The organism is Pedobacter sp. AK013, assembly GCF_014205835.1.
GTDB lineage: Bacteria > Bacteroidota > Bacteroidia > Sphingobacteriales > Sphingobacteriaceae > Pedobacter.
Genome location: NZ_JACHCQ010000018.1, coordinates 1 through 26,637, shown reverse-complemented (window position 1 = coordinate 26,637; position 26,637 = coordinate 1). Strand labels below are relative to the sequence as shown.

The following is a 26,637-nucleotide window of genomic DNA, read 5'->3' as shown; positions in this document are numbered from 1 at the left end:
TTGATTATTGCCAGTATGGGTTTTGGGTAACCGATGGATTTGCATTGATTACATCTTGAGATACCGGCCAGTAAATACCTCCAGCACGCTCAAACTGCGTGAATGTAAGTGATTGACCATTTTTCTTAATGAAGGTACCGGTAGCATTTTTAAGCCTGTTGTAACGTACGATGTCGTACCATCTCCAGCCTTCACCCATTAACTCCCTTCTGCGTTCTTCAAAAATGGCATCAACCAAATCTTTACCTGATGCAGGGTTATAAGTAACCGTTCCTCTTAAATTGGCTGCTTTGTTCAGTGCCGAAATGGCTTCATCACGCTGACCCAATACGGCACAAGCCTCGGCCCTAAGCAAAGTAATTTCCTCGATGCGGCTAAAAAGCATGGTAGAACTGAACAGGGTTAAGTTACCAGAAGTTTGAGCCGTGTAAATCACTTTGATCTTATTAAAAATGGGCTGCTCTGAAGGAAAGTTGTAAAAATAATTTGTCCGGTATAATCCGGTTAAAGGGTTAATGCTAAACCTTAAATCTCCAGGATCGGTAAATATTTTAAGAATACTATCCTTTGGTACAAACATTTCGGGCTGTGTTTTAGGGATAAAGGGCGATGCCAGGGTTAATTGCTCAATGTGGCCGTTTGCGGTTGATAGACCATTACCTGCCTCAAAAGGAAAACCAACCAGCACCGTTGCGCGTTTAAAAGCAAATGGACTATAATAATTTACGTTCTCGGTAAGGGCATCCATATCCAAGTAAACAATTCCGTTCGAGCCACTTCCATTAGATTTGGTATAGTTATCCAACACAAATTTTGAATAAGTGGCCGCATCCAGGTAATTGCCCTGCCAAGCTGCAATGTGGGCCAAAATAATATAGGCCGATAAGCGGGTAAAAATGTTTCCGTTCCAGCTTGCCCAGCCAGCACCATAATAAAGGCCAGGTAAAATAGGGTCATCACCACCATATTTAAAAGGTACTACCTGTGCCGCAGCCAATAGTTCGGCCGTGGCAAACTGTAAAACTTTTTCTTTAGTGGTTCTTGGCAACTGTACAAAATCGCCATCGTGCGATGAGGTTAACAAAGGCACATCTCCCCAGATTCTTACCATATAGAAATAAGCAAAAGCCCTTAATATTCTGGCCTGTGCAACATCTACATTATTGTTTATCTGAGTATAACGGGAATCTAACGGGATAATCTGCTTAGAGCGCTCGATAAATAAACTCGCAGCATTAACTACAGCATAAAACCTGCGCCAGTTGGTAATTCTGTTAATTACAGGATATTGCGCATTTAACTGTCCCGTAACAATAGATTTAAGATCTGCCCGGTTGGTGATCTGAAAATCGCCCTGGCGTAAATCGCCCATTAACCAATGGGTGTTATCAGAAACGGTAGCCGAACGCATCAGGCCATATACCGAAAGTAAGTTTGCGCGGGCATCTTCCAGCGTTTTCCAGTTACTTTCTTCAGTAGCTAATCTTGTTGATTGTACATCATCAATTTTCTTACAGGAGAAATTGCCCATACCAACCACAGTTAGTATTAGCACTAGGCTGACCGACCTGTAGATACTAATTTTATAATTAGAATATTTCATATCAATAATGGTATATTTTATAAATCGAGTTTGAGGCCTAAAACAAATGTTCGTGGGATGGTGATATTGGCACCGTCGTATATTCCATTGTAATTGATCAGTTCTGGATCAACACCCGAAAAATCGGTCAGTGTAAATACGTTTAAAGCTGTAGCATATAAATAAGCTTTTCTGATTTTTCCGCCGGCTTTTTTGAATAAACCTGTTTTACTAAAATCGTAACCCAGGGTAACCGATCTTAATTTCACATAAGAAGCACTTTCTAAAAACAGATCCTGATCGGTACGGTAAGCATCTACCGGGCTCCATGGATTATATACCGGGTAGTTTTTCTCGTTATCGAAAGATTGCCATGAAGAAACTTCTTTAACCGAATTAATATCGTTTCCAGCCTCGCGGTTCACAAAACCGTAACGGGTTGCCTCATATTGGTTAATGGCCTTTTGTCCCGCAGCAAAAATAAAATTGAAGTTTAAATCGAAGTTTTTGTAAGCTATGGTATTGTTCCAGCCACCTAAAAATTTTGGCAACCTATCTCCGGTTAATACCTTGTCTTTACTATCGATACGGTTATCATTATTATAATCAACCCATTTAGGATCGCCGGCTTTTAATGGAATTCCGTTAAAAGTTCTGCCAGCAGGTACTTCCGCATCGCTGTTATAAATACCCTGGTTGGTGTATAACCAATAACTGCCCACCGATTTACCTATCTGTAACTTATTGTCGTTCTGGTAAATTAATTCGTTTAAGCCCTCTGGTAATGCCGAAAGTTTATTTTTGTTATAGCTTATGTTTAGTCCGGTATTCCAGGTTAAACCATTGTGTTGTTGCAGCACCGCACCGCTAACCAAAAATTCTACTCCTTTGTTATTGATATCCATCCCCGATTTATATTGGGTAGAATAACCTGTTTCAACGGCTACAGGTAATCCGATTACGCTGTTTTTATCTTCACGGTTATAAGCTGTTACCGCAGCATTGATGCGACTGTTTAAAAACGATACGTCTAAAGTTACACTCGTGCGATCGGCATAGGGCAGGCTGAGATTATAGCCAATAAAACCACTATTGTATGGACGGTTAATACCTAATAGCCCTCCATAACCCGGAATAGTGGGTTCTTCTTCCCATCCATTTTCTGAACGGTACTGTGGTCCTGCAGCAAACCGATCATCCTGGAAAACCCTTAAAGTTCTTCCCCAGCCTGCACTTAAATGTAATGCATCAATTACGCTGTTACCTTTTAAAAACTGTTCTTTTAAGTTCCAGTTGGCATTAAATGCCGGAGTAGTAACCCATCGGCTATCTGGCTGTCCATTAGAGGTACCATCTCTTCTCAATAAGGCACTAAAAGTAAACAGGCTTTTATAAGCATATTTTGCCGATCCATAAAACGACATTAAATTATTACGCTCCTTATCTATATACCTGAATACATAAAAATCGCCGTTAGATAGTACGTTGAGGTAATCCGGATTATCAGCTCCATCCTTGGTTGGATTACCATCCACAAAAGTCAGTTTAACATAATCATTCGGGCCATTATAGGCTCTTGCATAATTATATTTGTAGGTATCGCCCTGTAAGCTCTGTCCAACTTCAAAATCAACAGCATGATTTTTATTGATATCATATCTGTAGCTAATACTGTTGTTGAGTGAAACCCTTTGGCTATAACCAAAATAGTTAGAAATATAACTGATACCCGCCAGCAAGGTTGATGGTACAAAATAATCCCTGATCCCCTCGTTGTAATTAAACAAACCTGTAGTAGAGATTACAAATTTATTCACCTTCGCACTTAAGGTCAGGTTTCCATTTAATACTGTAGAACGGTTGTTATCTACATTTCTATCATTTTGAATTAAATATGTGGCGTACGATTCCGCGTTTGGAGAAAGCGGACTACTTAAATCGGGTATATAACGTGTTTCTGCAAAACGATCACGTAAACTTTTGTTTCTGGTACGATCTAAACGGGCAGTATTTACTGTACTCGACACAGTAAGCCATTTAAAAGGAGCCATATTGATACCGAAAAACAAATTATAGCGGTCAATACTGGTATTATCTGCATTTCCGGCATTTTTGGTTCCCGAACCAAAAAATCTGAAATTTGCCCTTTCTGTACCTCCGGTAATCCCTAAATCAGCAGAAAAAGTCGGGGTATTCTGATAATACAAATCTGTCCAGTTTGAGGGACCGAAATAGGCCACATTGGTAGAATCTCGTAAATAAGAAGCCGGACTGCCGGTAGGGTTATATTTTTTATAAAACTGGCTTCTGAAATTATTTTCGTAAACCCCATTAATGGTATTTACCTTTGGAGCGGTTACATAGCCAAAATAGGCGTTAAGGCTAATATCTCTAAGACCAGCCCTGGCATTTTTGGTGGTAATATAAATTGCTCCGTTAGCTGCATTAGGACCCAACTTAGCCAGTTCGAATGGATCTTTAATTACCGTAATCGACTGTATGTTATTAATATTTATTTGTGAGAGTAAATTAGTTGCAGGGCCAATCCTGTTGTAATCATATTTCTGCACATCGAAGGCAAACGGGTTATCAGCCACCAAAGGCACCCCGTTTAAGTAGATAGCTGGCTGTAAAGCGTAAATATCTTTTTTATTAAACAGTAAGCCCGATGTACCTTGTATAATCATACTTTGCTCGGTTCCAGGTTCTCCGTTCGGTTCCTGAACATAAACCCCAGCCAAATTGCCTTTAATAATCTGCTGTAACGACAGGTTTGGAACTGGTGCCGACGAACGGATGTTCACCGTATCGCGCACTGTTTTAAATTTTTGCAACGCCCTTATCATCTGCCCGATTGTATCTGTTTTTACAACATTAGCGGATAAATCTTTCTTAGATTTTGAGGTATCTTGCTGAAAGGCAGAATAGCTGCTGTTGATCCTCTTAATCAATGCCCCATTGGCATATGAAGATTGAAATCCAAAAACAGATAAAAACAAGGCAAAACAAATGCTTGTGTAAATTTTAACCATTTTATTGTTTAATTAAGTTTTTTGTTAAAAAGTAATTCGATTGTTAAAATGCCGCTAAGAAGTTACTTCGATTTGGGATTTTTGGGCATAGCAATGCCACTAGACAAAAAGTAAAATTTTTGATCATGGAATGTGGTTTAGAGTTGATTAATATTAATTCTTAAGCAACCTATATTGCATAAGAATGATTAGTTTTTGTTTGCTTGTTTGTTAAGTACCTTGGTTAGAGGTGTATTTTGTTATTTTATTTATTATTTATTATTTATTGTCTTGCTAGTTGGCAAGATTCTTTTTGCTCGTAATACTAAAATAAAATATCGGCTCATTAATATTTGGTAATGCAAGGTATATATTAAGGGAGGTGTTTTTTTTTTTTTCTTAACGCAAACGTTTGCTTAAAAAAATGCGTAAGAAGTAAGCTACACAGGGTTATACGCATTGAACAGCAGTATTAATCTGGTAATTTCTGATAATTTTCTGAATAATATTCCAGTAACAAATAACTGTTAAGCAGAAAGCTTTAAATGATAGTTTGGTACGTGACTAAAATTATGGTTATAGAATCATATTTGGGCTCAGCCCATACCCAGAAATACCATACATTTTTTCTAAAATCTGTAACTAAAAAAAGACATACCAGAAATTAAGCGCAAACGTTTGTTTTTTTTCTAAAAACTACATTTAATCCACCTGAAGGCTTTTTTTTCATTAGAAAAGTTTTATTTTTATATACTATTTTTAAGTAGTTTTAGCTTAATTCAATTAAAAAAATCAACATTAGCCCAATAACTACTTTTCAAAAAAACTATTGTTTATAATCTTGAAAAAAATAGTCCGTAAACCGTTTACATGATGTATTTTTTTGTAGGAATAACACTAATTGATTTCATAAATTATCATTGTATTTGCTGCAGCACTTGTGTTATCCACTAAAAAATACACTTTAACACCGCCTCTGACGCTGCTTCGCAAAAATCGATACCAGAATAATCGGGATTATAGCCACCAATATACGGAACAGCCATCATATAGATTCTTTTATTTACCCGCCCCGCTTCATCAACTACCTGAAAATAATCGTTGATCGTAATACCGGGTACAGTTAAAAAGTAATTATTGCCCTGTTTTGTCACCAAATCGTTATGTTTCATTTCTTCCTTTCCGCGCCGGGCAGACTGGAACTGCAATTTTGCCCGACTAAGCGTTCCATTGTTAATTAAGCTTTTAAAGGGAAAATCATCGAAAGAAAGATGTGGCTGACCAACACAATTAATAAAGGTATCGAAGTGAACGGTAACCTTCTTTTCACCTAGCCTGTAATGATAATCTGCGCCACCGGTTTCTAAGGGTTTAAGGTCTGCGTCATCCCCAACGGCAACAATACTCAACACACCAGCATCGTGCAGTGCCAATAATTCTCTGCACGAGCTTTGGGGTACAAACGCGATTACGATAGAAATTAGCGGCATTAATATCTTTTGTAGCCGTTCCATATCTTCGGCAGAAAGGTACTTGGCAGGATAATTCATCGAAAAACTTAAAACAGCCAAGGCTTCTTTCCAATAAATAGATTTTCGCTTTTCTATAGATTTTTCAGCCTCTTCATATTCCTTCTTAAAAAGATCGAAAGGTTCTAATTTTTCCCTGAAAGCCATCATGGCCTGAACAAATTCTTCCAGGTTCATATTTTTGATCTGCTCATAAAATGCTGGATCTTTTTTAATAAACATTTCCTTGAAATTCTTTTCAAACACAAAATCCAATGATAAAAAACCTCCGTTCTCGGCCATATTCTCCTTAATTTCGGCTTTACCCAGCGTTTCTTCCTTTCCTAAATGCGAATCTTCCAGGTGAAAGCGGATAGCAGGCAACAAGCCACTACGCGAATGCATTACAACTTTAAATCCCTCGCTCGCTAAATGATAACGGTAAGTCCCATCCGCCTCTTCCTCAAACTTTCCGTTTTGCCGGGCCAATGTTCTTATTGCATCAATAGCTGTTAACGACGAGCCCATAATCCCAACCGGATGATGAAGTTTAACTAAAAGCTTTTTTGGCGGGTAAGGCGAATCGAAATATTTGGGAATGCGACCTTCGTACTTCTTTGGCCAATTGTGGCCGATACAAATAATAACCTGGTCGAAATAGGTTTTAGGTAGCCCCTTTAAACATATGGCTGCTCGGTCACTGTCAGGAAAATCGATAATATCTTCTACCACACAATTTAAATGTACATTGGTTTTAATCCCTTTATTTTCTGCAGCTTCTTTTAATAACTTAAACTGTGCAGAAAGATATTCGCCAAAAAACAATCGAGGTAATACCTTATATTCATTAAATTTTTCTTCGTTGATATTAAATCTTTTTAAAATTTCTTTTGGTGCAATTTTCACCCAATCTTCAATAGAGTTGAATATAATCGGAATTTCATTATCCGATACATTAGTGATATGTTCTACATTTGCGCCTTCACTACTATAAGGCATTCCTGCTCCTAAATAATCTTTACGTTCGAATATCTCTATTTCGAAGTTGGTGGCTTTAGATTCAATTAATCTTTTATACATGAAAAGTCCACTTGGTCCTCCACCGATAATGGCAATTCTTTTTTTTGCAGTAGTTAAGTTCATCTATTCTTGATGCGTTTTATTTAGCATATTATAACCCGTCAGGACATATAATCTTAAAAAGGCAAAATTGTTTTAAATTGATTGAAAATGTAAGCCAGATGATGAAGTGCTTTGAATATTTTTTCGCAGTTTGTTATACAGAGGAATTCAATGTGCCCACCTTTGTGTTCCCGCGTCCCTCCCTTGTGTCTTCTGCGTTTAAAAGAAGAAGATCACAAACCAATTCTGATTAATGTTGTTAGGGATTAATGAGTAAGTTTTGAATAATCAGGAGGACATGGCCAATAAACCAATGGCTATTAATCGGTCTGGTAACTGACATTGAGCGGTTCGAGACAATTAACCAATTCCAACAATTAACCGATTAACCATAATAATGAACGATTTAAATCTATATATGCTTTTACTGGGCTCAAAAGCCCCAAAACGAAATGTAGAACAGCACGACTATTTTTTCGGCATTGCCCATTCGCTAAAAGATCTTGTGCCCGAAATTAAAGCATTTTGGCCAGAGGCAGGAGCCAGTATCCACATAGATGGCTGGCGGGAAGTAACCAAAGTTGATGATTACAAAATCAGTATTAAGTTAAGGGATGAGCATACGCCACCATCGCTACATAAATTATTCTTTATCAACCTTGGGGGCTATCAATCGAACCAGCTATACGAACAACATTATATTGTTTTATCCGTACATGATGAAAGGGCTAAGGCTATACAAGAAGCAAAGAAAACGGTATTCTTTAAAACCAATTCAATAAAAGGCGCCAATGCCCACATTGATGAAAAGTATGGTATTGATGTAGATGATATTTATAAAATTGAAGATATTTTAAGCGAAGAATCGAAACAAAAATACCATATCGAAATAAAAACATCTTCAGGCGATTTACCTGAAGATGAAATTCATTTAGGCTATTTTAAGCTAGATAATCTTTAACTATTTCCGGGTAAGGCTTTTTAACCACTTTACGAGATCTACAGCAGCTTTATCGTTTTCAAAGCCCATTTCTTTTGGCAAACGGCCGTTTACATATTCATTGTACAACCATGGATCGGCAATGGCAATTACATTTCCTTTGCCAAATTTGGCAGTGGCAATAACCGTTGCACCAGCTGCATTTTTCAATACCGGTTTTGCACCGTTTTTGGTATCGATTGAGCAGATGTCTTTCATGAATATTTTTTTGGCTGTTTTAAACACCGGATTGTTTTTGATCACAATGCCGCCATCTTCAAAATGCTCATCATCAATTACATGGTTCTGCATTTCGTTGGTAAAATGCATGCCGAACACATTGGCCAGTTTATTAAAATGTAGTAATTCTACATTCGCACTATCATTGGCAAACATTACTAATATGCCCCCCTGCTTTACCCAAGCAGAAATTGCAGCAATATGATTAGCCTCTATGTAATTCGGTTTAGGATTTTCTTTCGGACGATCGGGATCTACAATTAAGTAAACATCACTCCCTTTTAAATTGGCCAATGTTGGTGCTATTTCAAGCGAATCTAATTTAAATCCTTCTTTTTTAAATGCACTGCCAAAAATAGAAAAGCCACTCATGGCCTGCTCACTCCACAGATAATGAAAACGTACTTCTTTACCCTGTTTATCTTTTCGGATTTCGCGATTAAAAAAATAATCTAAGGTAACGGTTTGGGCACTTGCCAGTATAGATGAACAGATTAAAACAGAAAGTATACAAACTCTAAAAAGTATTTTCATAAAATATATCGGGTTAAATTGTAAATTTCAATAACCCAAAAGTATAAAATTTAACTATATTCAAATTGCTATAATCAACCTACCTATCAAATTAAATTCGTTTACCGTAACAAAAAGCCTACACCCCAAATTCAATCTAACAGTTTTAGAGCCAATGTAAATAATCCTGCTCTTCATCACTTTTTTTCTTGTTTACCTTAAGTCGCTTTTTGTATAAAGCCACCAAAAAGAAGGCAATTATCAGAAAAGTAGCCCCAATCTGCGCTATGCTTTCTAAATCGAAATCAAACATATCGTTTGTTTTATAGGTTTAACCATTAATTTACCCGTTCACCCTTTGCCATGATAGCCACCGCACTACTCGCCATAAACCCCTGAGGAACCTTAGGCGCTATCCATGTAGATTTGGGCGGCAAAAATTCAGCTTTTTCTGCAGCAGTAATAAAAGCCTCTGCTGTCATTGGAAAAAGAGAAAAGCCGATCGAATTTTCATCACGATCAAGCTCAGCAAGAAATTCAGACCATTTGCAATCCGGATAGCAGATAAGCCTGTCGTCTTCCTTCGGTTTATTGATACCCAGCACAGCTGAAAGGATTTTATCTTGTAAAATCACCGTATCTGGTACATCACACAATGCAATAGAAGCTTCGTTTAAATCCAGTTGGTACCATTCGCCTTTAAAAAAAAGGCCTAACCTATTCTTCCGATCTGGTTTATAAGCTTTGTTATTGGGGATTTTTGAGATATAATAATACTGTTTCAGTTTTTCCATCAACAATGAGTAAGAAATATCTACCCCCAAAACGACCCTATGAAAGGCACCTATAGAAATTACATCGGCAGAAACAAATAGCGAACTGATCTGCTGGGGAATACTTTTTTGCAGCGAACAGGCTGCTTCCAAACGATGATGGCCATCGGCAAGGTAAACCGCCTGAAGCTTCATAAATTCTTCAACAAACTTTTCAATAACATCTTCTTCCAATACTTGATAAAGAAAATGTTCCATCTGCGACCACTCGCTTGCCAGAGGTTTACGCGTGCGTACCACAAAATCGATAAGCGCATCTAAAGCTTTATCTTTTTTATGTACCAATAAGATTGGAGATTTTTGCGTTGTTTTACTTTTCCGGTCTATTTTAAGCGATTCTACTTTCGACGATACGGTTTCTTCGTGCCTTTTAATTGCATTTTCCGGTGTTTGGGAGAGATCGGTAGCTGCCCAAATCCCCCTCATTATACCAAATTCGCTGCGGAACTCGTAAACATAAATAGCAGGCCGGTCATCCAAAGGGCATCCGAATAAATTGAGCAGGTCTTCAAACGAAAGCTGCTCATTTTTATGCACCTTACCGTTTACCTGATCAGAAATCATCAGATCAAAGATATCTTTACCTGGCTGTAGTGCCTTTAACGGAGAGATTTTTATCATCGTTTAACAGATTATTCGAGTTCAAGAACAATTTTATCACTGTATGCTTTTTCAAAACTGGCCATGGCATTAACCAATACTTCAACACTCGATAGTGGGAGCGCATTGTAAAGTGAAGCCCTAAATCCGCCTACTGTTCTGTAGCCTTTTATGCCTACAATTCCCAGGTTAGCCGCAAATTTTAAGAACTCGGCCTCTACATCCTTATTAATGGCTAAGAAAGTAACATTCATTCGAGAGCGATGCTCAACATCGGCTGTACCATAAAAAAGTGGATTTCGGTCTATTTCAGCGTATAATAATTTTGCCTTTTCTATATTTTTTTGCGCTATCCCACTTACGCCACCTTGATCTTTAAGCCACAATAAATTAAGCATGGCTACATAAATAGAAAAAACAGGCGGTGTATTGTACATACTCATATTATCGCGGAATATCCGATAATCCATCATAGATGGAATTTCTTTTTTTGCCTGATTAATAAATTCATTTTTAGCAATAACCAGTGTCATTCCTGCAGGTCCCATATTCTTTTGGGCACCCGCATAGATCAGATCAAAATCGGTGATATTAATTTCTCTTGAAAAAATATCTGATGACATATCGCATATCAACGGGGCACCTGCAGTAGAAAAATCGAATATTTCTGTCCCCTCAATCGTATTATTTGAAGTACAATGCAGGTACGCAGCTTGCTTATCGTTATTAAACTCAACTGGGATATAAGCATAATCTTTATCTTTCGAAGAAGCTACAATTTCTACTTCACCAAATAATTTGGCTTCTTTAAGGGCTTTCTGTGCGAAATACCCGGTATCGAGATAAGCAGCTTTTTTTCCTGCACTCAAAAAATTCATTGGAACCATAGCAAATTGTGTACTTGCCCCGCCCTGTAAAAAAAGCACAGCATAGTGATCTGGAACAGACAATAACTCGCGAACCAAAAGCTGGGTTTTAAGCACCACATCTTCAAATTCTGGCGACCGATGAGACACTTCTAAAATAGACAAACCCATCCCTCCCCAATTAATTACGGCCTGAGCAGCTTGCTCCATTACAGATGACGGCAATATGCATGGACCGGCACCAAAGTTGTGTTTTTTATGCATGAGAAAAATAATATTCGGTTAAATTAATTACAGTGTAAAGATCAGTAATTAAGCAAATTATACCGCAACAACCCATTTTTTTGGTAAAAATTATTTTTTGGAAAACCCTAAACATCCTAAAAATTTGGTTTGGTATATCAAGAAAATAAGATGACAGAATATAATTTTTATTTACACTCCATAATCCCAGCCATTATTGTAATATATACACTAAGTACATTTTTAATTAACAAGAATAAATTAAATAAATATACCTTATTTTAATTATTTTTAGGCTTTACAAAAGCGAACAAAATAGAAACAATTATACACTAAGTATTTACATGCAACCTCAAAAAGTTGATCAGACAGATATCCAAATCCTAAATCTTTTACAACATGACGGATTATTAACCTATAAAGAAGTTTCGGGAAAGCTTAGGAAAAGTATGACCAATATTGTAGAGCGTATTAAAAAACTGCGGGCAAACGGCTACATCAAATCAACAGTTGCCATTGTAGATATTGATAAACTGAGGTCGCATTTTATAGCCTTTCCGCACATTCAACTTACCATGCATTCAGAGGATATTGTAAGCGCATTCAAGACTGAAATGGAGAAATACCCCGAGGTAATGGAGTGTTACCACCTTACTGGTCATTTCGATTTTATGCTTAAAGTTGCCATGCCCGATATGGTTTCTTATAACAATTTTCTGAGAGACAATATAGGCGCGCTGGCTTATGTTGGAAATATACAGAGTTTTTTAGTACTTAATCAATCGAAGGCCGAAACGGCTTACGCACTTTAGGTGTATTGGTTCATTAGTTATTATTAATGCTGTTGATCGGTTAATTGATGAACTCAAGCAACTTAGATGGTAAAATAAGTGTATGGCAATCAGAGGTAACCACATAAACAATACAATTGCTTTTTAACCATATAAGACATTGAAGGTTCATATAAGCTCAATGCACTTTCATGTTCTTAAATATCTTATATGGTTAATAAAAAAACATAATAAGCATAGCGGTAGTTGTTTACCACCTGCTGCTTTTCAGTTTAGTTAATGAATGGTTTCAACCTGTCAGATGGTACCATCTGACAGCACAAAAAGAAAATTACCAATTGCTAACTGTTTATGCCCATCGCGTAAAGGATAATATTTACCCCGAATTTGGTATTATCCTCTGCCAAAAAACGCTTGTTTCTGAAATCGTAATCCCACTCGCAACCGTAATCTTTATTGCTGTACAACACCCCTATTCTGTTGTTAACAGTAATTGCTTTCAGGTAATCGTGCACCAGATCATCACCCCAGCCGTTTAGCTCGAAAGAAGTTGTAGGTGGGCCTTTCTCAAACTTAAAGAAAGAACTATAAATGCCATGGTTATTGGGGATTTTCTTCAAAGCCTGAGGGCCAAAAAGGTTACTCATCTGAGTTTCGAACGAGCGGGCAAATAAACCATCAATATCGTGGTTGCAATCATCTACAAAAACAAAGCCCCCGTTGTGCACGTAGGTTTTAAAATTGACGGCTTCCTGCTGTGTAAATTGAACCAGTTTGTGTCCACTTAAATAACAAAAAGGGTATTTAAATAAATCTCGGCTGCTCAATTCTACAATTTTCTCTTCTTCATCTAACGGAATAGTGGTATACTCCAATAAAGAATTTAACAGATTAGAAGGCATACGCTGATCGGTATCCCAGTCTCCCGAATTATATTTTAACCTCGCAAATGTAAATTTAGCTCTTCGCACAGCCTAAAATTACCTTCATTTTTTATTATTTAGATTTTTTATCCAAAAAATCTTGTAAATTTTTTGATATTCTTTCCATAGAACTAAAACTATCTGCCAATATGCGCTATATTGAAGCACAATATCGTTATACTAAAAAATCAACCGTTTTGGATCGTTCAGAAAGCAACCTAAAAATATTGATCGATAAGATCTCCCTGTTAAAAAGCGAAATACAGAAAGTAATTGTGGGTCAAGATGTGATCATTGAAGAAATGCTGATTGCATTAATGGCCGGCGGACACTGTTTACTGGAAGGTGTACCAGGTTTAGCGAAAACTTTAATGGTGAGAACCATGTCGCAGGCTTTGGATCTTTCTTTCAGAAGAATCCAGTTTACGCCCGATTTAATGCCCACTGATATTGTTGGTACCGAAATACTGGAAGAAGACCATGTAACCGGAAAACGTTTCTTTAAATTTAACAAAGGGCCATTATTTGCCAATATTATTCTGGCCGATGAGGTGAATAGAACTCCTCCAAAAACCCAATCGGCTTTATTGGAAGCCATGCAGGAATTTGAAGTAACTTATGGCGGGCAAACTTACCCTTTAGATCGGCCATTTTTTATCCTGGCTACCCAAAACCCGATTGAACAGGCCGGAACCTACCCCCTGCCAGAAGCACAATTAGACCGTTTTCTTTTGTACATCAAAATCGGTTACCCAACGGCAGCCGAAGAAACACAGATTTTAAGCAGTACAACAGGTAGTAAAAAAGCAGTAATCAACCCCATTATTGGTGCTGAAGAAATCAAAGAATTACAGGCCATTACACGTGAAGTAAGTATTAGTGATGATTTGATTACTTATGTAATCGAAATGATCCGTGCTACACGCCCAGATACCACCGCTGTAAGTTTCGTAAAAGAATGGGTACGTTGGGGTGCAGGCCCACGTGCTGGACAAGCGCTAATTTTGACGGCAAAAGCAAGAGCCTTATTTAAAGGCAGATATGCAGTGATCATGGAAGATTTACAAGCCATGGCTTACCCGGTATTGCGCCATAGGGTATTAATGAATTTTAAAGCCGAAGCAGAAAATGTTTCGTCAGATAAAGTAACTGATGAATTAATTAGAGCTATTTCGAAACCAAAAGCGAACATTTGATGCAAAAACTACTGGATCCGAAAATATTGATGGCCATTAAAGACCTCTCCTTATCAGCTAAAATGACGGTTGACGGGTTTATGAACGGCATTAATAAAAGTACGGTAAAGGGCCCGGGCTTGGAGTTTAGCCAATACAGAAGTTACCAGCCTGGTGATGATCTACGCTCACTCGATTGGAAAATGTTTGCCCGCTCCGACCGCTACTACATCCGTGAATCGGAAGTGGAAACCAATATTGCCATTCGAATATTAATAGATGCCAGTGCCTCAATGAACCATAGCGATGGCGATTTTACCAAAATAGAATATGCACGCTATATCGGCGCCTCACTGGCCTATCTCGCAAATTTACAGGGCGATGCCATTGGTTTATATGTACTGAAAAATTCTGGCATATTTTCTATGGCGGCCAAGCAGGACTACCAGCATTTGGCCAGGTTATTTTATCAGTTGGAGCAGATTAACCCTGAAGGAAATTTTACCAAACCTATCCATTATAAAGAATTATTTGCTGGCACTCAAAAACGCGAATTGCTCATTTTTGTGACCGACCTTTATCAAAGTGATGAAGAGATTATTAAATTGCTGGATACTTTAAATACACTGCGACACGAAATTGTTGTTTTTCATGTGGTATCAAGAAATGAACTCGATCTTGATTTTAAAGGGTATAGCACTTTTGAGGACTTAGAAACAGGCGAAATCATTCAGATCGACCAGGAAAAAGCCAGAGAGGATTATAAAAGTAAACTCGCAACTTATTTAGAGGAAACAAGAGTTAAAATGCTCGACAGAAGAATTTTCTACCGAACCATTTGTACTGACGAACCTTTAGACCAGGCCTTAAGAGATTTTTTAAAACAAAGAAGTAAACTTAGAATTTAAACGGTGCATTTTTTATCTCCCATAGGTTTATTGGCACTTGCAGGATTAATTGTTCCGCTCATTATCCACTTGTGGAATGTTAAACAGGGCAAAACCATTAAGATTGGTAGCATTGCACTGCTTGGCGAAAGCTCGAGGGCAAGCTCAAAAAGCTTTAAAATTAACGATTGGCTATTATTGTTATTACGCTGTTTGCTTTTGGCATTGCTGGCACTTCTTCTGGCGCGGCCTTACCTAAAAAAAATTATTTCGGGTAAGAGTAAAAATGGATGGATTTTAGCTGATAAAGCTACTTTTCAACAGGTTTTTAATTCGAATAAAAAAACGATCGATTCGTTGCTAAAAAAGGGTTACGAAATCCATGATTTTAATCTTGGTTTTACTCCATTAAACTTAAAAGATACTACCGATAATCAAGCAAAAAAGACTAACAGCCTAAGTTATAACGCTTTATTAAGTGCAGCTAATCATTTTGTTCCGGCAGGTACGAACGTTTATCTTTTTGCCGATCGGCGTTTAAGCCATTTTGGTAACGAACTGCCAATTATTAACTATCAATTGAAATATATTGCATTAACCGAAACCGATACGATTAGCAGCTGGATTGCCGAATATGCAGGAAAGAAATATGAAGCAAAATCTAATCCGTCCAATACCGCATACCAAACTTTAAATTCGGGAGATGAGGCACCGATAAACATCGCCATACATCAAACTTCTGGAACTGCGGATGGAAAATATCTCATTGCGGCTTTAAAAGCCATTGGCAACTTTACAAAGCGAAAAATCGTCATTAACCCTGCTTCGGGGAAAATAGATATTGGTTTTTGGTTATCAAGTGATGCAGTAGCTACAAACTTCAAATCTTCAATTGCACCGAGTGGAGCTCTATTTCAATATGAAAATGGGAAAATAATTGCCGAACCCTCATTTATTAACTTAGATGGCCGTCATATTAAATTGAGTAAAAGAACTGTTCCAATAAATGGAGCTAAAAAAATATGGACTGACGGTTTCGGAAATGCAATCTTAGCCAGCGAAAAGGTAAACAATCTAACTATATTCCATTTTTATAGCCGGTTTAATCCGCAGTGGAACGAATTGGTTTGGGATGGTGTATTTGTGAAAGCAATGATGCCCATTGTAATCAGAGCGGAAAATTCAGCAGATTTTGGTTTCGAAGACAACCCTGCCGATCAACGACGTTTATCAGACGGGCAAAAAAATGCCTTTCAGTCCAACAGAGCCGAATCGGCTATAAGAACAACTCAAAATGAAGCGCTTGGAACTTTATTCTGGATAGCTGCTTTATTGATTTTTGTTACCGAACGTATTTTATCATTCAGAAAAAAACCGAATTATGTTAAGAGCTGAAGGACAAAATTGGATCAGTAACCTCAGGAAAAAGTGGATTAGCTTTTACCTGATTAGCACCTTAGCAATTGCTTTAGCCATAGCCTTGGTTTTATCGGCCATTGCAGTATATCTATTGCATTTTTCGCCATGGCTTTTTGCGCTGGTTTTTCCTATTGTTCTGGCTATTCTTTTATTCAGTAAACCCATTTGGAAAACCACCGACCATGATGTTTCGAGATTTGTAAACAACCAGTATCCTGAATTGGAAGAAAGTGCTGATCTGCTACTCAAGAATGAGCTTGAATTATCGATATTACAACAATTACAACGAAATAAGATTGAAAATATCCTCACTAGTCTACCACAGCCAAAAGAACCAGCAAAGAAATTATATTTGGGCTTGGTTATCCTTCTTGTAGGATTGCTCATCAGCATTGGTATCAGCCAAATTTCCTTGCATAAAAATGAACCTTTAAATTTTCACGAAAAGGCAAGTCAGATTCCAGCAGTTAAGGAAAATATTCCGGCAGAAATTTCCGATTTCAGCGCAACCATCATTCCGCCTGCCTACACTCAAAAAAGCGAGCGTAAACAAAAGCAATTTACGATTACTGCAGAAACAGGTGCCAAAGTAAACTGGAAAATAGAAACGAACATTGGCATTAAAAAACTGAAAATCATCTTTAACGATAACGAAGTTGTTTCACTAAAAGCCTTAAGCGCATCACACACACAATGGGACTACAGTAAAACCGTCAACAAATCAGGTTTTTATCAATTAGATCTGGATGGTAAAAAATCAGATCTCTACCAGATCGAGATCATTCCCGATTTACCTATTACAATTAAAATTACGCAACCCAAGCAACACACAACAATTGATATCGGTCAGCCCCAAAAAATTAACCTGAATGTATCACTTACTGATGACTACGGCATCAATGATGCTTTTATATCTGCAACCATGGCCAGTGGCAAAGGTGAAGGTGTGAGTTTTACCGAGAAAAAGCTTTCTTTCAACACCAATTTCAACAACAAAAAAAGCATTGCACTTACCAAATTAATCGATTTAAAAAGCCTTGGCATGAAACCGGGCGATGAGCTTTACTTTTTCATCAAAGCAATGGATAACCATGGTCAATCTAGCCGCTCTGATGTTTATTTTGTTTCCATCGTAGATACTGCCGAATTAATGAGTTTAGCTGGCATGACCAATGGCGTTAACCTGGTTCCGGAGTATTTCAGGAGTGAAAGGCAGATCATTATTGATACCGAGAAATTATTGAAAGAACAATCATCAATACCTGCTCAGGCATTTAAAAACAGAAGTAATGACTTAGGTATTGATCAAAAGTTATTAAGATTACGTTACGGGCAGTTTTTAGGTGAAGAAAACGAAACTGAAATTGGGGGCGATCATGATGACCACGATGAACATGCTGAGCACAAAAGTGGGATCGAAAAGTTTGGTGATGTGACCACCATTATGGATAAATATGCGCACAAACATGATATTGCTGAAGATGCCACCTTTTTTGAGCCGGAAATGAAGGCGCAGTTAAAGGCGGTTTTAACTGAGATGTGGAATGCAGAACTTCGTTTGAGAACTTACAAACCCCAGGAAGCATTACCTTACGAATATAAAGCGCTGAGGTTACTCAAAGACCTGCAGCAAAAATCTCGGGCTTATGTGGCTAAAACTACCGTAAAAACGGCTGCGCTAAAACCTGAAAAACGCTTAAGCGGAGAACTGGACAAGATTACACAACCAGTACAGAAAATGTCGTTTGAGCAAAAAGAAAAAAGGACAGCTTCTTTAAAAGCGGCTCTCGCCTTGTTGGAAAGCAGAAAAACGGGCAAAAAATTCAGCGAGCAAGATCAATACTTACTCAGCGAAACAGAGAAATATATGATTGGTTCAGCAGCAGATCATCCTTCCACTTATTTAAGCGCCCTGAGTAGTTTAAGAAAGTTAAGCACAACCAATAAACTGATAATCAACGATATTGATCTGGTTCAACAAGCCATACAAAATATGATCAATACCGAACAGGCCAAACCACAAATACAAAGTACCAGCCCAGCCACGACATTGTATCAAAACTATTTTAATAACCTCAACAAAGCCGGCAAATAGATATGGAATTTAAATACATCGCTATTCTGGTTGGATTTGTTTTATTGGCTTTTTTGCTCTATAAAGAAATCCGCAGGGCAAATAAAGCAAGGTTAATTTGGCGTATTTTCGCCAACATCATTGCTGTGTGCTGTTTTATCTTTTTAATTGTACCGATCAAGTTTGAAACACATGTACCACAAAACACAGATGAGATTATTTTACTTACCGAAGGCACCAATCTTGATTCAATTGCCAGCTTAAAAGGAAAGAAATATACACTTTCATCTCTAGAGTTAAAAAATACGAAGACCATACATATTCCTGATCTTTCTTATTTCTTAAAATCGAATCCCAACATCAGGAAGCTGAATGTTTACGGATACGGATTAAATACAACCGAATTGGAGCAGCTAAAAGGGTACCAGGTCACTTTCCACCCTTCTGCAAACCCCAGAGGTATAATCGCTGTCAATTGGCCGGCCAAATCAAAAACTACCGAATTATTGCAGGTTCAGGGCACTTATCAAAATTCGGGCAATGAATCTGTCAAACTTTTGCTTAAAGGCTTAGGTAAAACGGTAGATTCTATCGTTATTGAAGCAAAATTGAGCAAAGCTTTCTCCTTTAAAACTACCCCAAAACAAACAGGGAAAGCTGTTTACGAATTAATTTCTTTACAAAAAACGGATACCCTGGCAAAGGAGCCGGTTCCTGTACAAGTTGGCGACCAAGCGCCGATGAAAGTTTTAATCTTGGCTTCTTTTCCCGATTTCGAATATAAATTTTTAAAAAACTGGCTGTACGAAAATCAATATCCATTGGCTTTCAGAAGTCAGATCAGCAAAAATAAATATGCTTTCGATTTCCTCAACACAGATAGTATAAACCTTAACCAGATCAATACATCATCTTTAAAAAAATTTGATATCCTGATTATTGATGAAGAAGAATTTGCCGCTATTAGCCCTAGCGAAAGATCATCAATAGATCTTGCTGTTAATAATGGAATGGGATTGTTGATCAGGGTTGCGAATGTAAAAGCCTCGACCACACTTAGTGGTAAATTTACCCGTTTTGAAGCTCCAGTTTTAAAAGGCAAACCGTTGAGCCTAAAGGAAGATTATTTCAAGTTTAGTCCCTTACCTGTTGAACAGGCGTTATTTTTAAAGTCGAACCAAAGTGATCAGCCCCTAATTGTTGATGTAAGTGGAAAAATAGTAGTAAATAGCAGCATCAATGGATATGGCAAAGTATTAGTTTCTACGCTTTCTTCTACATACAATTGGTTACTTTCAGGACAAAAAATAGATTATGCAACTTATTGGGCTAAACTTTTGGCCAATGCAGCAAGAAAAAGAAACGACATTCAGGCTGTAAACATTATTCCTCAATTCCCTGTTATTAGCCAAAAAATGAGGATTATTGCCGATCTGGCCGAATCAAACCAGATACCAATATTAAAAATCGACAGTATTTTACTCAGTCCAAGGCAAAACATGGAGCTTCCCTTTCAATGGGATGCTTTCTATTGGCCGCAAAAATCAGGCTGGGCTAACTTAGCGTTGAATCAAACCATCGGGCCAGTATACATCTATAAAAAAACTGATTGGGAAACGCTCAAAAATCAGCAAAAGCTGAATGGGACACATCAGTTTATTAAAAACCTGAATACTAATGAAGCCAAAAACAAATTAACAGATACTGTTATTGAAGAAGAGATTTCGATCTGGTGGTTTTTTACCGGATTCTTAATCGCCGCTACCTTTTTATGGTTCGAAGCGAGGATTTTGGCGGTTTAAATAAATCGTTTTGCTATCATCCTGAACGCAGTGAAGGATCCTTAACCGATGGAATACCGATTGAGGATATAATTGCAAGCATCAGAGAGTGATGTTATAAAAGATTCTTCACTGCGTTCAGAATGACAACGAAAAAAACAAAATACCTGTGTTTGCCACAGTCTATTTATAGCTAAAAACACCTGAATAGAAAAAACATCTCCTTTTTTGGCATTGAAACTAAAATGTTATAATCATTTTCCACTTTTCGCCATATAATTTGGCTATATTGAAATCGTAAACTAACTAAATTCAACCAATTGAAAAGAAAAGACTTCCTCTACTTATCCGGAATGGGTATGGGTGCCCTGCTCCTGCCCGATCTTTCTGCATTCGGAACTCCAATAGACCCTTTACAGGCCTTAGATGGAGTAGATGTAAAAATTAAAAAGGAGCTGGCTGATGTTGCTTTAAATGCAGCAAAATCGAAAGGCGCAACTTATGCCGACATCCGCATTGGGCGTTATTTGAACCAATTTGTTGCCACCCGCGAAAAACGTGTTCAAGGTGTTGCCAATACCGAATCGTATGGTGTAGGTATCCGTGTTTTAGCCAATGGCTGTTGGGGCTTCGCAGCTACAAACAATGTAACTAAAGATGCTATTGCCAAAGCAGCCGAACAAGCAGTTGCTGTTGCAAAAGCAAATGCTAAAATACAGGGCGAGCCAATTCAACTGGCCCCTCAAAAAGGTTATGGCGAAGTAAGCTGGAAAACACCTATCGAAATTAACGCCTTCGAAGTTCCGGTAAAGGAAAAAGTAGACCTGCTTTTAAACGTGAACGATGTGGCTATGCAAAATGGGGCCAACTTTATAAACTCCGTTATTTTTGCCGTTAACGAGCAGAAATACTTCGCTTCTACCGATGGTTCTTACATTGATCAGGATATTCACCGCATTTATCCAACTTTTAACGTAACCAAAGTTGACCGCGAATCGGGTAAATTTAAAACACGTAATTCATTAAGCGCGCCCTCTGGCAAAGGTTATGAATATATGCATGCCCGCCCTGAAGATAAGGTTACCGGCATTGTAACCCGTTATAAAGGCCGTTACGACATGCTGGAAGATGTAAAAGAAGCCGCCCGTGTAGCAACAGAAAAAGTAAAGGCAAAATCGGTTGAGCCAGGTAAATACGATCTGGTTTTAGATCCTTCTCACCTTTGGTTAACCATCCACGAATCTGTTGGTCACCCGACAGAATTAGACCGTGTTTTAGGTTACGAAGCCAATTATGCAGGTACCAGTTTCCTTACTTTAGATAAATGGGAATCAAAAAAATTCAAGTTTGGCAGTGATAAAGTAAATATTGTAGCCGATAAAACCCAGGTAGGTTCTTTAGGTGCTGTGGGTTATGATGATGAGGGTGTAAAATGCAAGAAATGGGATCTGATCAAAGACGGCTTATTGGTAAGTTATCAGGCCATCCGCGATCAGGCACACATTATCGGTTTAACGGAATCCAATGGCTGCTGTTATTCGCAGGGCTGGGATGATGTTCAGTTCCAACGCATGCCAAATGTTTCGTTACAACCAGGTAAAGAAAAACTAAGTGTTGATGATATGATCAAAAATGTTGAAAAAGGCATTTACATCATTGGTGATGGAAGTTTTTCTATCGATCAGCAGCGTTACAATTTCCAGTTCGGTGGACAGATTTTCTACGAAATTAAGGAAGGTAAAATTGTAGGCATGCTTAACGATGTGGCTTATCAGGCTAATACTCAAGAGTTCTGGAACTCCTGTAATGCTATTTGCGATGAAAGCGATTACCGTTTAGGCGGCTCTTTTAATGATGGAAAAGGTCAACCTTCACAAAGCAGTGCCGTTTCGCATGGCAGTGCCACTACCCGGTTTAATGGAGTTAATGTTATTAATACAGCAAGAAAAATATAATTATGGCCATATTAAGTAAAGAAGAAGCCCAAGCGATATTAAAAAAAGTAATCGGTTATTCGAAAGCCGATTTCTGCGAAGTAGGTTTAAACGGTTCTGATGGCGGGAATATCCGTTATGCCCGTAACGCTGTTTCTACAGCAGGTCAGATCAGCACCATGAGTTTAGGGGTAAGCTCCACTTTTGGTAAAAAAACAGGTACAGCTACTATTAACGAATTTGATGATGCCTCTTTGCAAAAAGTGGTAAAAAGAGCAGAAGAACTGGCCATGCTGGCACCAGAAAACCCTGAGTTTATGCCTCCATTAGGCCCGCAGACTTTTGCAGAATCGAATACATACAATGCTAAAACTGCCGCCATGACACCTGATACCAGGGCCGAAATGGTAGGAAAAAGTTTAAGTGTATCAAAAGCAGCTGGTTTAGATGCTGCTGGTTTCTTGGAAAACTCAACCCGTTTTAACGCGATCATGAATTCTAAAGGTTTGTTCGCCTATAATAAAGGTACCGATGTTTCTTTTTCGGTAACTGTTAGAAACAAGCAAGGAACAGGATCAGGCTACGTTGAGCAGGGCTTTAATGACCTCGATAAAATGGATACGCTGGCACTTAGCAAAATTGCAGCAAGCAAAGCAAATGGTTCTGCAGGTGCAAAAGCCATCGAACCCGGAAAATATACTGTTATTTTAGAACCACTCGCAGCCAGCGATATTATCGGCAACATGTTTAGGGGTTTTGATGCCAGAAGTGCTGACGAAGGCCGGAGCTTTATGAGCAAAAAAGGTGGTGGTACTCGTTTAGGCGAGCAATTGTTCTCAGAAAACGTAAATATCTATTCTGATCCAATGAATACTGAAATCCCGTCTTCGACATTCACAGGCGAAGGTTTACCAGTAAAAAGAACACAATGGGTTGAAAAAGGAATAGTGAAAAACCTATCTTATTCGAGATATTGGGCTGCACAGAAAAATGTTCAACCACTTCCTTTTAGCCGCAGCATGATCATAGAAGGAGGAACACAATCTTTGGAAGATCTCATTAAGAGCACTGAAAAAGGCATTTTGGTTACCCGTTTCTGGTATATCCGTTCGGTAGACCCACAAACATTATTACTTACCGGATTAACCCGTGATGGTACTTTTTACATCGAAAACGGCGAAATTAAATTCCCGATCAAGAATTTCAGGTTTAACGAAAGTCCGGTAATTATGCTCAACAATGTGGAAGCTTTAGGTAAACCGGTGAGAACGGGAAGTGGGTTGATTCCACCAATGAAAATCCGCGATTTTACGTTTACCTCGTTATCAGATGCAGTTTAACTAGTGTCGTCATCTCGACTGAAGTGCAACGGAATGGAGAGATCTATACCAGTAAATCTCTTTAAATAGATTTCTCCATTTCGCTACCGATAAAAAATCGGCAGCTACAGTCGAAATGACGATTTTTTATAAACAAAAAAATCAAAAAATTGAGAAGAAGAGATTTTCTATACATGACAGGTGTTGGCCTTGGTGCCAGCATGATGCCCAACATCCCTGCCTTTGGCAAAATTATTTCTGTTGAAGAATCTTTAACGCCCGTTGATGTTGCCCTCAAGAAAAAAATGGCCGATGTTGCGCTCAACGCAGCAAAAAGCAAAGGTGCAACGTATGCCGATGTGCGTATTGGACGGTATTTAAATCAGGTAGTGGCCACGAAAGAAACCAGGGTCGAAAACATCTCTAATTCCGAATCGTATGGTTTAGGTGTCCGCGTTATTGCCAACGGAAGCTGGGGTTTCGCAGCAACCAACAACCTGGATAATGCCAGTATTGCAAAAGCTGCCGAGGCTGCCGTAGCCATTGCCAAAGGAAACTCAAAACTGATGGAAGAGCCTGTGCAATTGGCAGCACAAAAAGGATATGGCGAAGTAAGCTGGAAAACACCAGTTGAAATTAATGCCTTTGAAGTACCCATTGCCGATAAAGTTGATCTCCTCTTAAAAGTAAACAGTGAGGCGATGAAAGGTGGTGCAAAGTACATCAGTTCCAATCTCTTTATGATCAATGAGCAAAAATATTTTGCTTCTACCGATGGTTCTTATATCGATCAGGATATCCACAGAATATGGCCAACCTTTACCCTAACCAAAACGGATGCGGCCAGCGGTAAGTTCGAAACCAGAAATGCCTTAAGCGCACCAATGGGTATGGGTTTTGAATATTTGAAACCAAAAGACGAAGAAAAAATAAAAGGTGGTCCGGTTACGATGTACAAGAAACGTTACGATATCCTCGAAGATGTGCGTGAAGCTGCGGTACATGTTGACGAAAAATTAAAAGCAAAACCAATCGCTCCTGGTAAATACGACCTGGTTTTAGATCCATCTCACCTATTTTTAACCATACATGAATCTGTTGGTCACCCAACAGAGCTCGACCGCGTTTTAGGTTATGAAGCCAATTACGCCGGAACCAGTTTCCTGACACTGGATAAATGGGAATCAAAAAAATTCAACTTTGGCAGCAAAGAAGTGAACATTATTGCCGATAAACTGGAAACAGGTTCATTAGGTGCGGTGGGTTATGATGATGAAGGTGTAAAATGTGGCCAATGGGACATCATTAAAGATGGGATTTTGGTAAATTACCAGACTATCCGCGATCAGGCACATATTTTAGGTTTAAAAGAATCGCAAGGTTGTTGTTATGCTGATAGCTGGGACAGTATCCAGTTTCAGCGGATGCCAAATGTTTCATTGGCACCTGGCCATGCGGCTTTAAGCGCTGCTGATATGATTAAAAATGTAGAAAAAGGCATCTACATGTTCGGTCGGAATTCCTATTCTATCGATCAACAGCGTTACAATTTCCAGTTCAGCGCGCAGTTGGCTTACGAAATTAAAGAAGGTAAAATTGTGGGTATGCTTAAAGATGCTGCCTACCAAGCGAATACACAAGAATTCTGGAATTCCTGTGTGCAGCGTTGCGATAAAAACGATTATAGGCTGGGAGGCACATTTTCAGATGGTAAAGGTCAACCCGGACAGGCAAGTGCAGTTTCGCACGGAAGTGCCACTACCCGTTTTAACGGCGTTAATGTGATTAATACGGGAAGGAAGTTGGGATAGAAAAACTCCTCCGCGATACGCCCTTTAGATTTGTTTTGATATTAATTATAAAAGCAAATATCTAATCTGATTAAATTATTGATCAGCTTACCTAATCGGTAGCACATTAATATACCGTCAAATCATAAAAAGATCTCAACAATCATAAACTTTATAAAAAAACTACTATTTCTATAGAATATATAGTTATTATTTCTACCTTTGCTTTGTCTCATTCAAAAAGTGATTGAATAACCTGATTGAAAAGACCTATAGTCATGTGGCCGAGTGGTTAGGTAAAGGTCTGCAAAACCTAGTACGGCGGTTCGATTCCGTCCATGACGTCTAATACTTATCAAGAAAGACGTAGGGAATGGCCCTTTGATGTCTTAGCAACCTGTTGCGTAAAACAAGGTGCTAATTCCTTCTGCAATGGCAGAAAAGATGAGTTTGAAAGCAGATCTCTTAACTGTTTTCAGCGAATGATCAATGGCCATCCCCTCTAAAATTGGTAACCTAAACTTAATAATATGTCAGTTTATTTTGATTATCCATCCATCAGGGATTTTTTCGAGATCCACGGAAACACTTCTTGTGAAAAATTAGATGATTATGAACATTGTAAGGCTGAATCAGACCGGCTTTATAATGAACAACTTAATGAGATCGATGAAGAAATTCTACATGATCAACCCAAAACCGACACCTAAAAATTACTCGAATCTTTTAAACGCTCTTTTAAATAAACAAGCCTAAAATGTATTTAACACCACCTAGACTACCCATTCTACTTAAAACCTCATTCATTATAGTTTTAATCCTTTTCCTGTTTTCACCTCAAGCATGGACACAGTCGAAAGATCCATCCCCACTCAGTTTTCCTACACCTAAAAATATAGATCATATGCTGTTTTACCTCCAGCGTGATCCGAATACGAACACTTTAATTTATGTGCATATACCAATAAATTTGACCCCCTTTCGCCAATTTCAAATTGACCCCCAGAGTTGTTGCTTGAAAAAAGCAGAAGTTGTTGTGCAAAAAGG

19 protein-coding genes, 1 tRNA gene and 1 riboswitch are annotated in these 26,637 nt (G+C 38.3%); of the genes, 12 read left to right on the top strand and 8 right to left on the bottom strand.

The genetic code is table 11. From position 1 onward, the window contains the following. Window positions 1-4: 4 nt before the first annotated feature. The 3 genes from HDC90_RS13285 to HDC90_RS13275 form a co-directional block, all read right to left on the bottom strand. Entirely contained in the window at window positions 5-1,603 is a 1,599-nt protein-coding gene (locus HDC90_RS13285; RefSeq protein WP_184467100.1) for a RagB/SusD family nutrient uptake outer membrane protein, read from the bottom strand. Window positions 1,604-1,620: 17 nt separating this feature from the next. Then, window positions 1,621-4,614 carry a SusC/RagA family TonB-linked outer membrane protein gene (locus HDC90_RS13280; protein WP_184467098.1) on the bottom strand — a complete coding sequence of 998 codons (2,994 nt, stop codon included), beginning with the start codon at window positions 4,612-4,614 and terminating at the stop codon, window positions 1,621-1,623. A 929-nt stretch (window positions 4,615-5,543) separates the two neighbouring features. Continuing rightward, a complete protein-coding gene (locus tag HDC90_RS13275; protein WP_184467096.1) occupies window positions 5,544-7,244 on the bottom strand; it encodes an FAD/NAD(P)-binding protein in 1,701 nt (566 codons plus the stop codon). A 376-nt stretch (window positions 7,245-7,620) separates the two neighbouring features. On the opposite strand from HDC90_RS13275, the gene HDC90_RS13270 reads away from it, so the two are divergent. Then, window positions 7,621-8,184: a DUF1543 domain-containing protein gene (locus HDC90_RS13270; RefSeq protein ID WP_184467094.1), complete on the top strand. Its 564-nt coding sequence runs from the start codon at window positions 7,621-7,623 to the stop codon at window positions 8,182-8,184. Here the strand turns inward: HDC90_RS13270 and HDC90_RS13265 are convergent, their stop codons facing one another. The 4 genes from HDC90_RS13265 to serC all read right to left on the bottom strand — a co-directional run bounded on the left by HDC90_RS13265 (window position 8,185) and on the right by serC (window position 11,518). Beyond that, window positions 8,185-8,976, bottom strand: coding sequence for a lacto-N-biose phosphorylase central domain-containing protein (locus tag HDC90_RS13265; protein WP_184467092.1), 792 nt, complete (start codon window positions 8,974-8,976; stop codon window positions 8,185-8,187). It lies immediately after the preceding gene. A gap of 145 nt (window positions 8,977-9,121) precedes the next feature. Beyond that, window positions 9,122-9,268 carry a hypothetical protein gene (locus HDC90_RS13260; protein WP_184467090.1) on the bottom strand — a complete coding sequence of 49 codons (147 nt, stop codon included), beginning with the start codon at window positions 9,266-9,268 and terminating at the stop codon, window positions 9,122-9,124. A gap of 25 nt (window positions 9,269-9,293) precedes the next feature. Then, window positions 9,294-10,409 (bottom strand): DUF1015 family protein, encoded by a 1,116-nt coding sequence (locus HDC90_RS13255; RefSeq protein WP_184467088.1) that lies wholly within the window; start codon window positions 10,407-10,409, stop codon window positions 9,294-9,296. Window positions 10,410-10,420: 11 nt separating this feature from the next. Then, a complete protein-coding gene (gene serC / locus HDC90_RS13250) occupies window positions 10,421-11,518 on the bottom strand; it encodes a 3-phosphoserine/phosphohydroxythreonine transaminase (RefSeq protein WP_184467087.1) in 1,098 nt (365 codons plus the stop codon). A 323-nt stretch (window positions 11,519-11,841) separates the two neighbouring features. Here serC and HDC90_RS13245 point away from each other — a divergent pair, with 323 nt between their 5' ends. Then, on the top strand, window positions 11,842-12,309 hold the full coding sequence (locus HDC90_RS13245; protein ID WP_184467085.1) for an Lrp/AsnC family transcriptional regulator: 468 nt from the start codon (window positions 11,842-11,844) through the stop codon (window positions 12,307-12,309). A gap of 320 nt (window positions 12,310-12,629) precedes the next feature. Here HDC90_RS13245 and HDC90_RS13240 read toward each other — a convergent pair whose 3' ends face one another. Then, window positions 12,630-13,259, bottom strand: coding sequence for a DUF4159 domain-containing protein (locus HDC90_RS13240; protein WP_184467082.1), 630 nt, complete (start codon window positions 13,257-13,259; stop codon window positions 12,630-12,632). A gap of 101 nt (window positions 13,260-13,360) precedes the next feature. Here HDC90_RS13240 and HDC90_RS13235 point away from each other — a divergent pair, with 101 nt between their 5' ends. The 10 genes from HDC90_RS13235 to HDC90_RS13190 all read left to right on the top strand — a co-directional run bounded on the left by HDC90_RS13235 (window position 13,361) and on the right by HDC90_RS13190 (window position 26,300). Next, the gene (locus HDC90_RS13235) at window positions 13,361-14,407 is read left to right on the top strand and encodes a MoxR family ATPase (protein WP_184467080.1); all 1,047 of its coding nucleotides are present in this window, start codon (window positions 13,361-13,363) and stop codon (window positions 14,405-14,407) included. Further along, the gene (locus tag HDC90_RS13230) at window positions 14,407-15,294 is read left to right on the top strand and encodes a DUF58 domain-containing protein (RefSeq protein ID WP_255497640.1); all 888 of its coding nucleotides are present in this window, start codon (window positions 14,407-14,409) and stop codon (window positions 15,292-15,294) included. Before HDC90_RS13235 ends, HDC90_RS13230 begins: the two co-directional genes overlap by 1 nt. Before the next feature lie 3 nt (window positions 15,295-15,297). Then, window positions 15,298-16,668 carry a BatA domain-containing protein gene (locus tag HDC90_RS13225; RefSeq protein ID WP_184467078.1) on the top strand — a complete coding sequence of 457 codons (1,371 nt, stop codon included), beginning with the start codon at window positions 15,298-15,300 and terminating at the stop codon, window positions 16,666-16,668. Next, window positions 16,655-18,787 (top strand): DUF4175 family protein, encoded by a 2,133-nt coding sequence (locus HDC90_RS13220; RefSeq protein ID WP_184467076.1) that lies wholly within the window; start codon window positions 16,655-16,657, stop codon window positions 18,785-18,787. The genes HDC90_RS13225 and HDC90_RS13220 overlap by 14 nt, the downstream gene beginning before the upstream one ends. Before the next feature lie 2 nt (window positions 18,788-18,789). Next, entirely contained in the window at window positions 18,790-20,568 is a 1,779-nt protein-coding gene (locus HDC90_RS13215; protein ID WP_184467075.1) for a hypothetical protein, read from the top strand. Window positions 20,569-20,867: 299 nt separating this feature from the next. Beyond that, a complete protein-coding gene (locus HDC90_RS13210; RefSeq protein ID WP_184467073.1) occupies window positions 20,868-22,502 on the top strand; it encodes a TldD/PmbA family protein in 1,635 nt (544 codons plus the stop codon). 2 nt (window positions 22,503-22,504) lie between these two features. Continuing rightward, a complete protein-coding gene (locus HDC90_RS13205; RefSeq protein ID WP_184467071.1) occupies window positions 22,505-23,821 on the top strand; it encodes a TldD/PmbA family protein in 1,317 nt (438 codons plus the stop codon). Between the two features lie 149 nt (window positions 23,822-23,970). Further along, window positions 23,971-25,611: a TldD/PmbA family protein gene (locus HDC90_RS13200; RefSeq protein ID WP_184467069.1), complete on the top strand. Its 1,641-nt coding sequence runs from the start codon at window positions 23,971-23,973 to the stop codon at window positions 25,609-25,611. Window positions 25,612-25,864: 253 nt separating this feature from the next. After that, window positions 25,865-25,935: transfer RNA gene (locus HDC90_RS13195), tRNA-Cys, on the top strand. A gap of 4 nt (window positions 25,936-25,939) precedes the next feature. Further along, window positions 25,940-26,041, top strand: a riboswitch (SAM riboswitch). Between the two features lie 79 nt (window positions 26,042-26,120). Further along, entirely contained in the window at window positions 26,121-26,300 is a 180-nt protein-coding gene (locus HDC90_RS13190) for a hypothetical protein (protein WP_167293529.1), read from the top strand. Window positions 26,301-26,637: the final 337 nt, after the last annotated feature.

What these genes read in the sequence shown, in the direction of transcription:
- HDC90_RS13285 (WP_184467100.1), bottom strand. Translation starts at nt 1,603, where the DNA reads ATGAAATATTCTAATTATAAAATTAGTATCTACAGGTCGGTCAGCCTA.
- HDC90_RS13280 (WP_184467098.1), bottom strand. Translation starts at nt 4,614, where the DNA reads ATGGTTAAAATTTACACAAGCATTTGTTTTGCCTTGTTTTTATCTGTT.
- HDC90_RS13275 (WP_184467096.1), bottom strand. Translation starts at nt 7,244, where the DNA reads ATGAACTTAACTACTGCAAAAAAAAGAATTGCCATTATCGGTGGAGGA.
- HDC90_RS13270 (WP_184467094.1), top strand. Translation starts at nt 7,621, where the DNA reads ATGAACGATTTAAATCTATATATGCTTTTACTGGGCTCAAAAGCCCCA.
- HDC90_RS13265 (WP_184467092.1), bottom strand. Translation starts at nt 8,976, where the DNA reads ATGAAAATACTTTTTAGAGTTTGTATACTTTCTGTTTTAATCTGTTCA.
- HDC90_RS13260 (WP_184467090.1), bottom strand. Translation starts at nt 9,268, where the DNA reads ATGTTTGATTTCGATTTAGAAAGCATAGCGCAGATTGGGGCTACTTTT.
- HDC90_RS13255 (WP_184467088.1), bottom strand. Translation starts at nt 10,409, where the DNA reads ATGATAAAAATCTCTCCGTTAAAGGCACTACAGCCAGGTAAAGATATC.
- serC (WP_184467087.1), bottom strand. Translation starts at nt 11,518, where the DNA reads ATGCATAAAAAACACAACTTTGGTGCCGGTCCATGCATATTGCCGTCA.
- HDC90_RS13245 (WP_184467085.1), top strand. Translation starts at nt 11,842, where the DNA reads ATGCAACCTCAAAAAGTTGATCAGACAGATATCCAAATCCTAAATCTT.
- HDC90_RS13235 (WP_184467080.1), top strand. Translation starts at nt 13,361, where the DNA reads ATGCGCTATATTGAAGCACAATATCGTTATACTAAAAAATCAACCGTT.
- HDC90_RS13230 (WP_255497640.1), top strand. Translation starts at nt 14,407, where the DNA reads ATGCAAAAACTACTGGATCCGAAAATATTGATGGCCATTAAAGACCTC.
- HDC90_RS13220 (WP_184467076.1), top strand. Translation starts at nt 16,655, where the DNA reads ATGTTAAGAGCTGAAGGACAAAATTGGATCAGTAACCTCAGGAAAAAG.
- HDC90_RS13215 (WP_184467075.1), top strand. Translation starts at nt 18,790, where the DNA reads ATGGAATTTAAATACATCGCTATTCTGGTTGGATTTGTTTTATTGGCT.
- HDC90_RS13205 (WP_184467071.1), top strand. Translation starts at nt 22,505, where the DNA reads ATGGCCATATTAAGTAAAGAAGAAGCCCAAGCGATATTAAAAAAAGTA.
- HDC90_RS13190 (WP_167293529.1), top strand. Translation starts at nt 26,121, where the DNA reads ATGTCAGTTTATTTTGATTATCCATCCATCAGGGATTTTTTCGAGATC.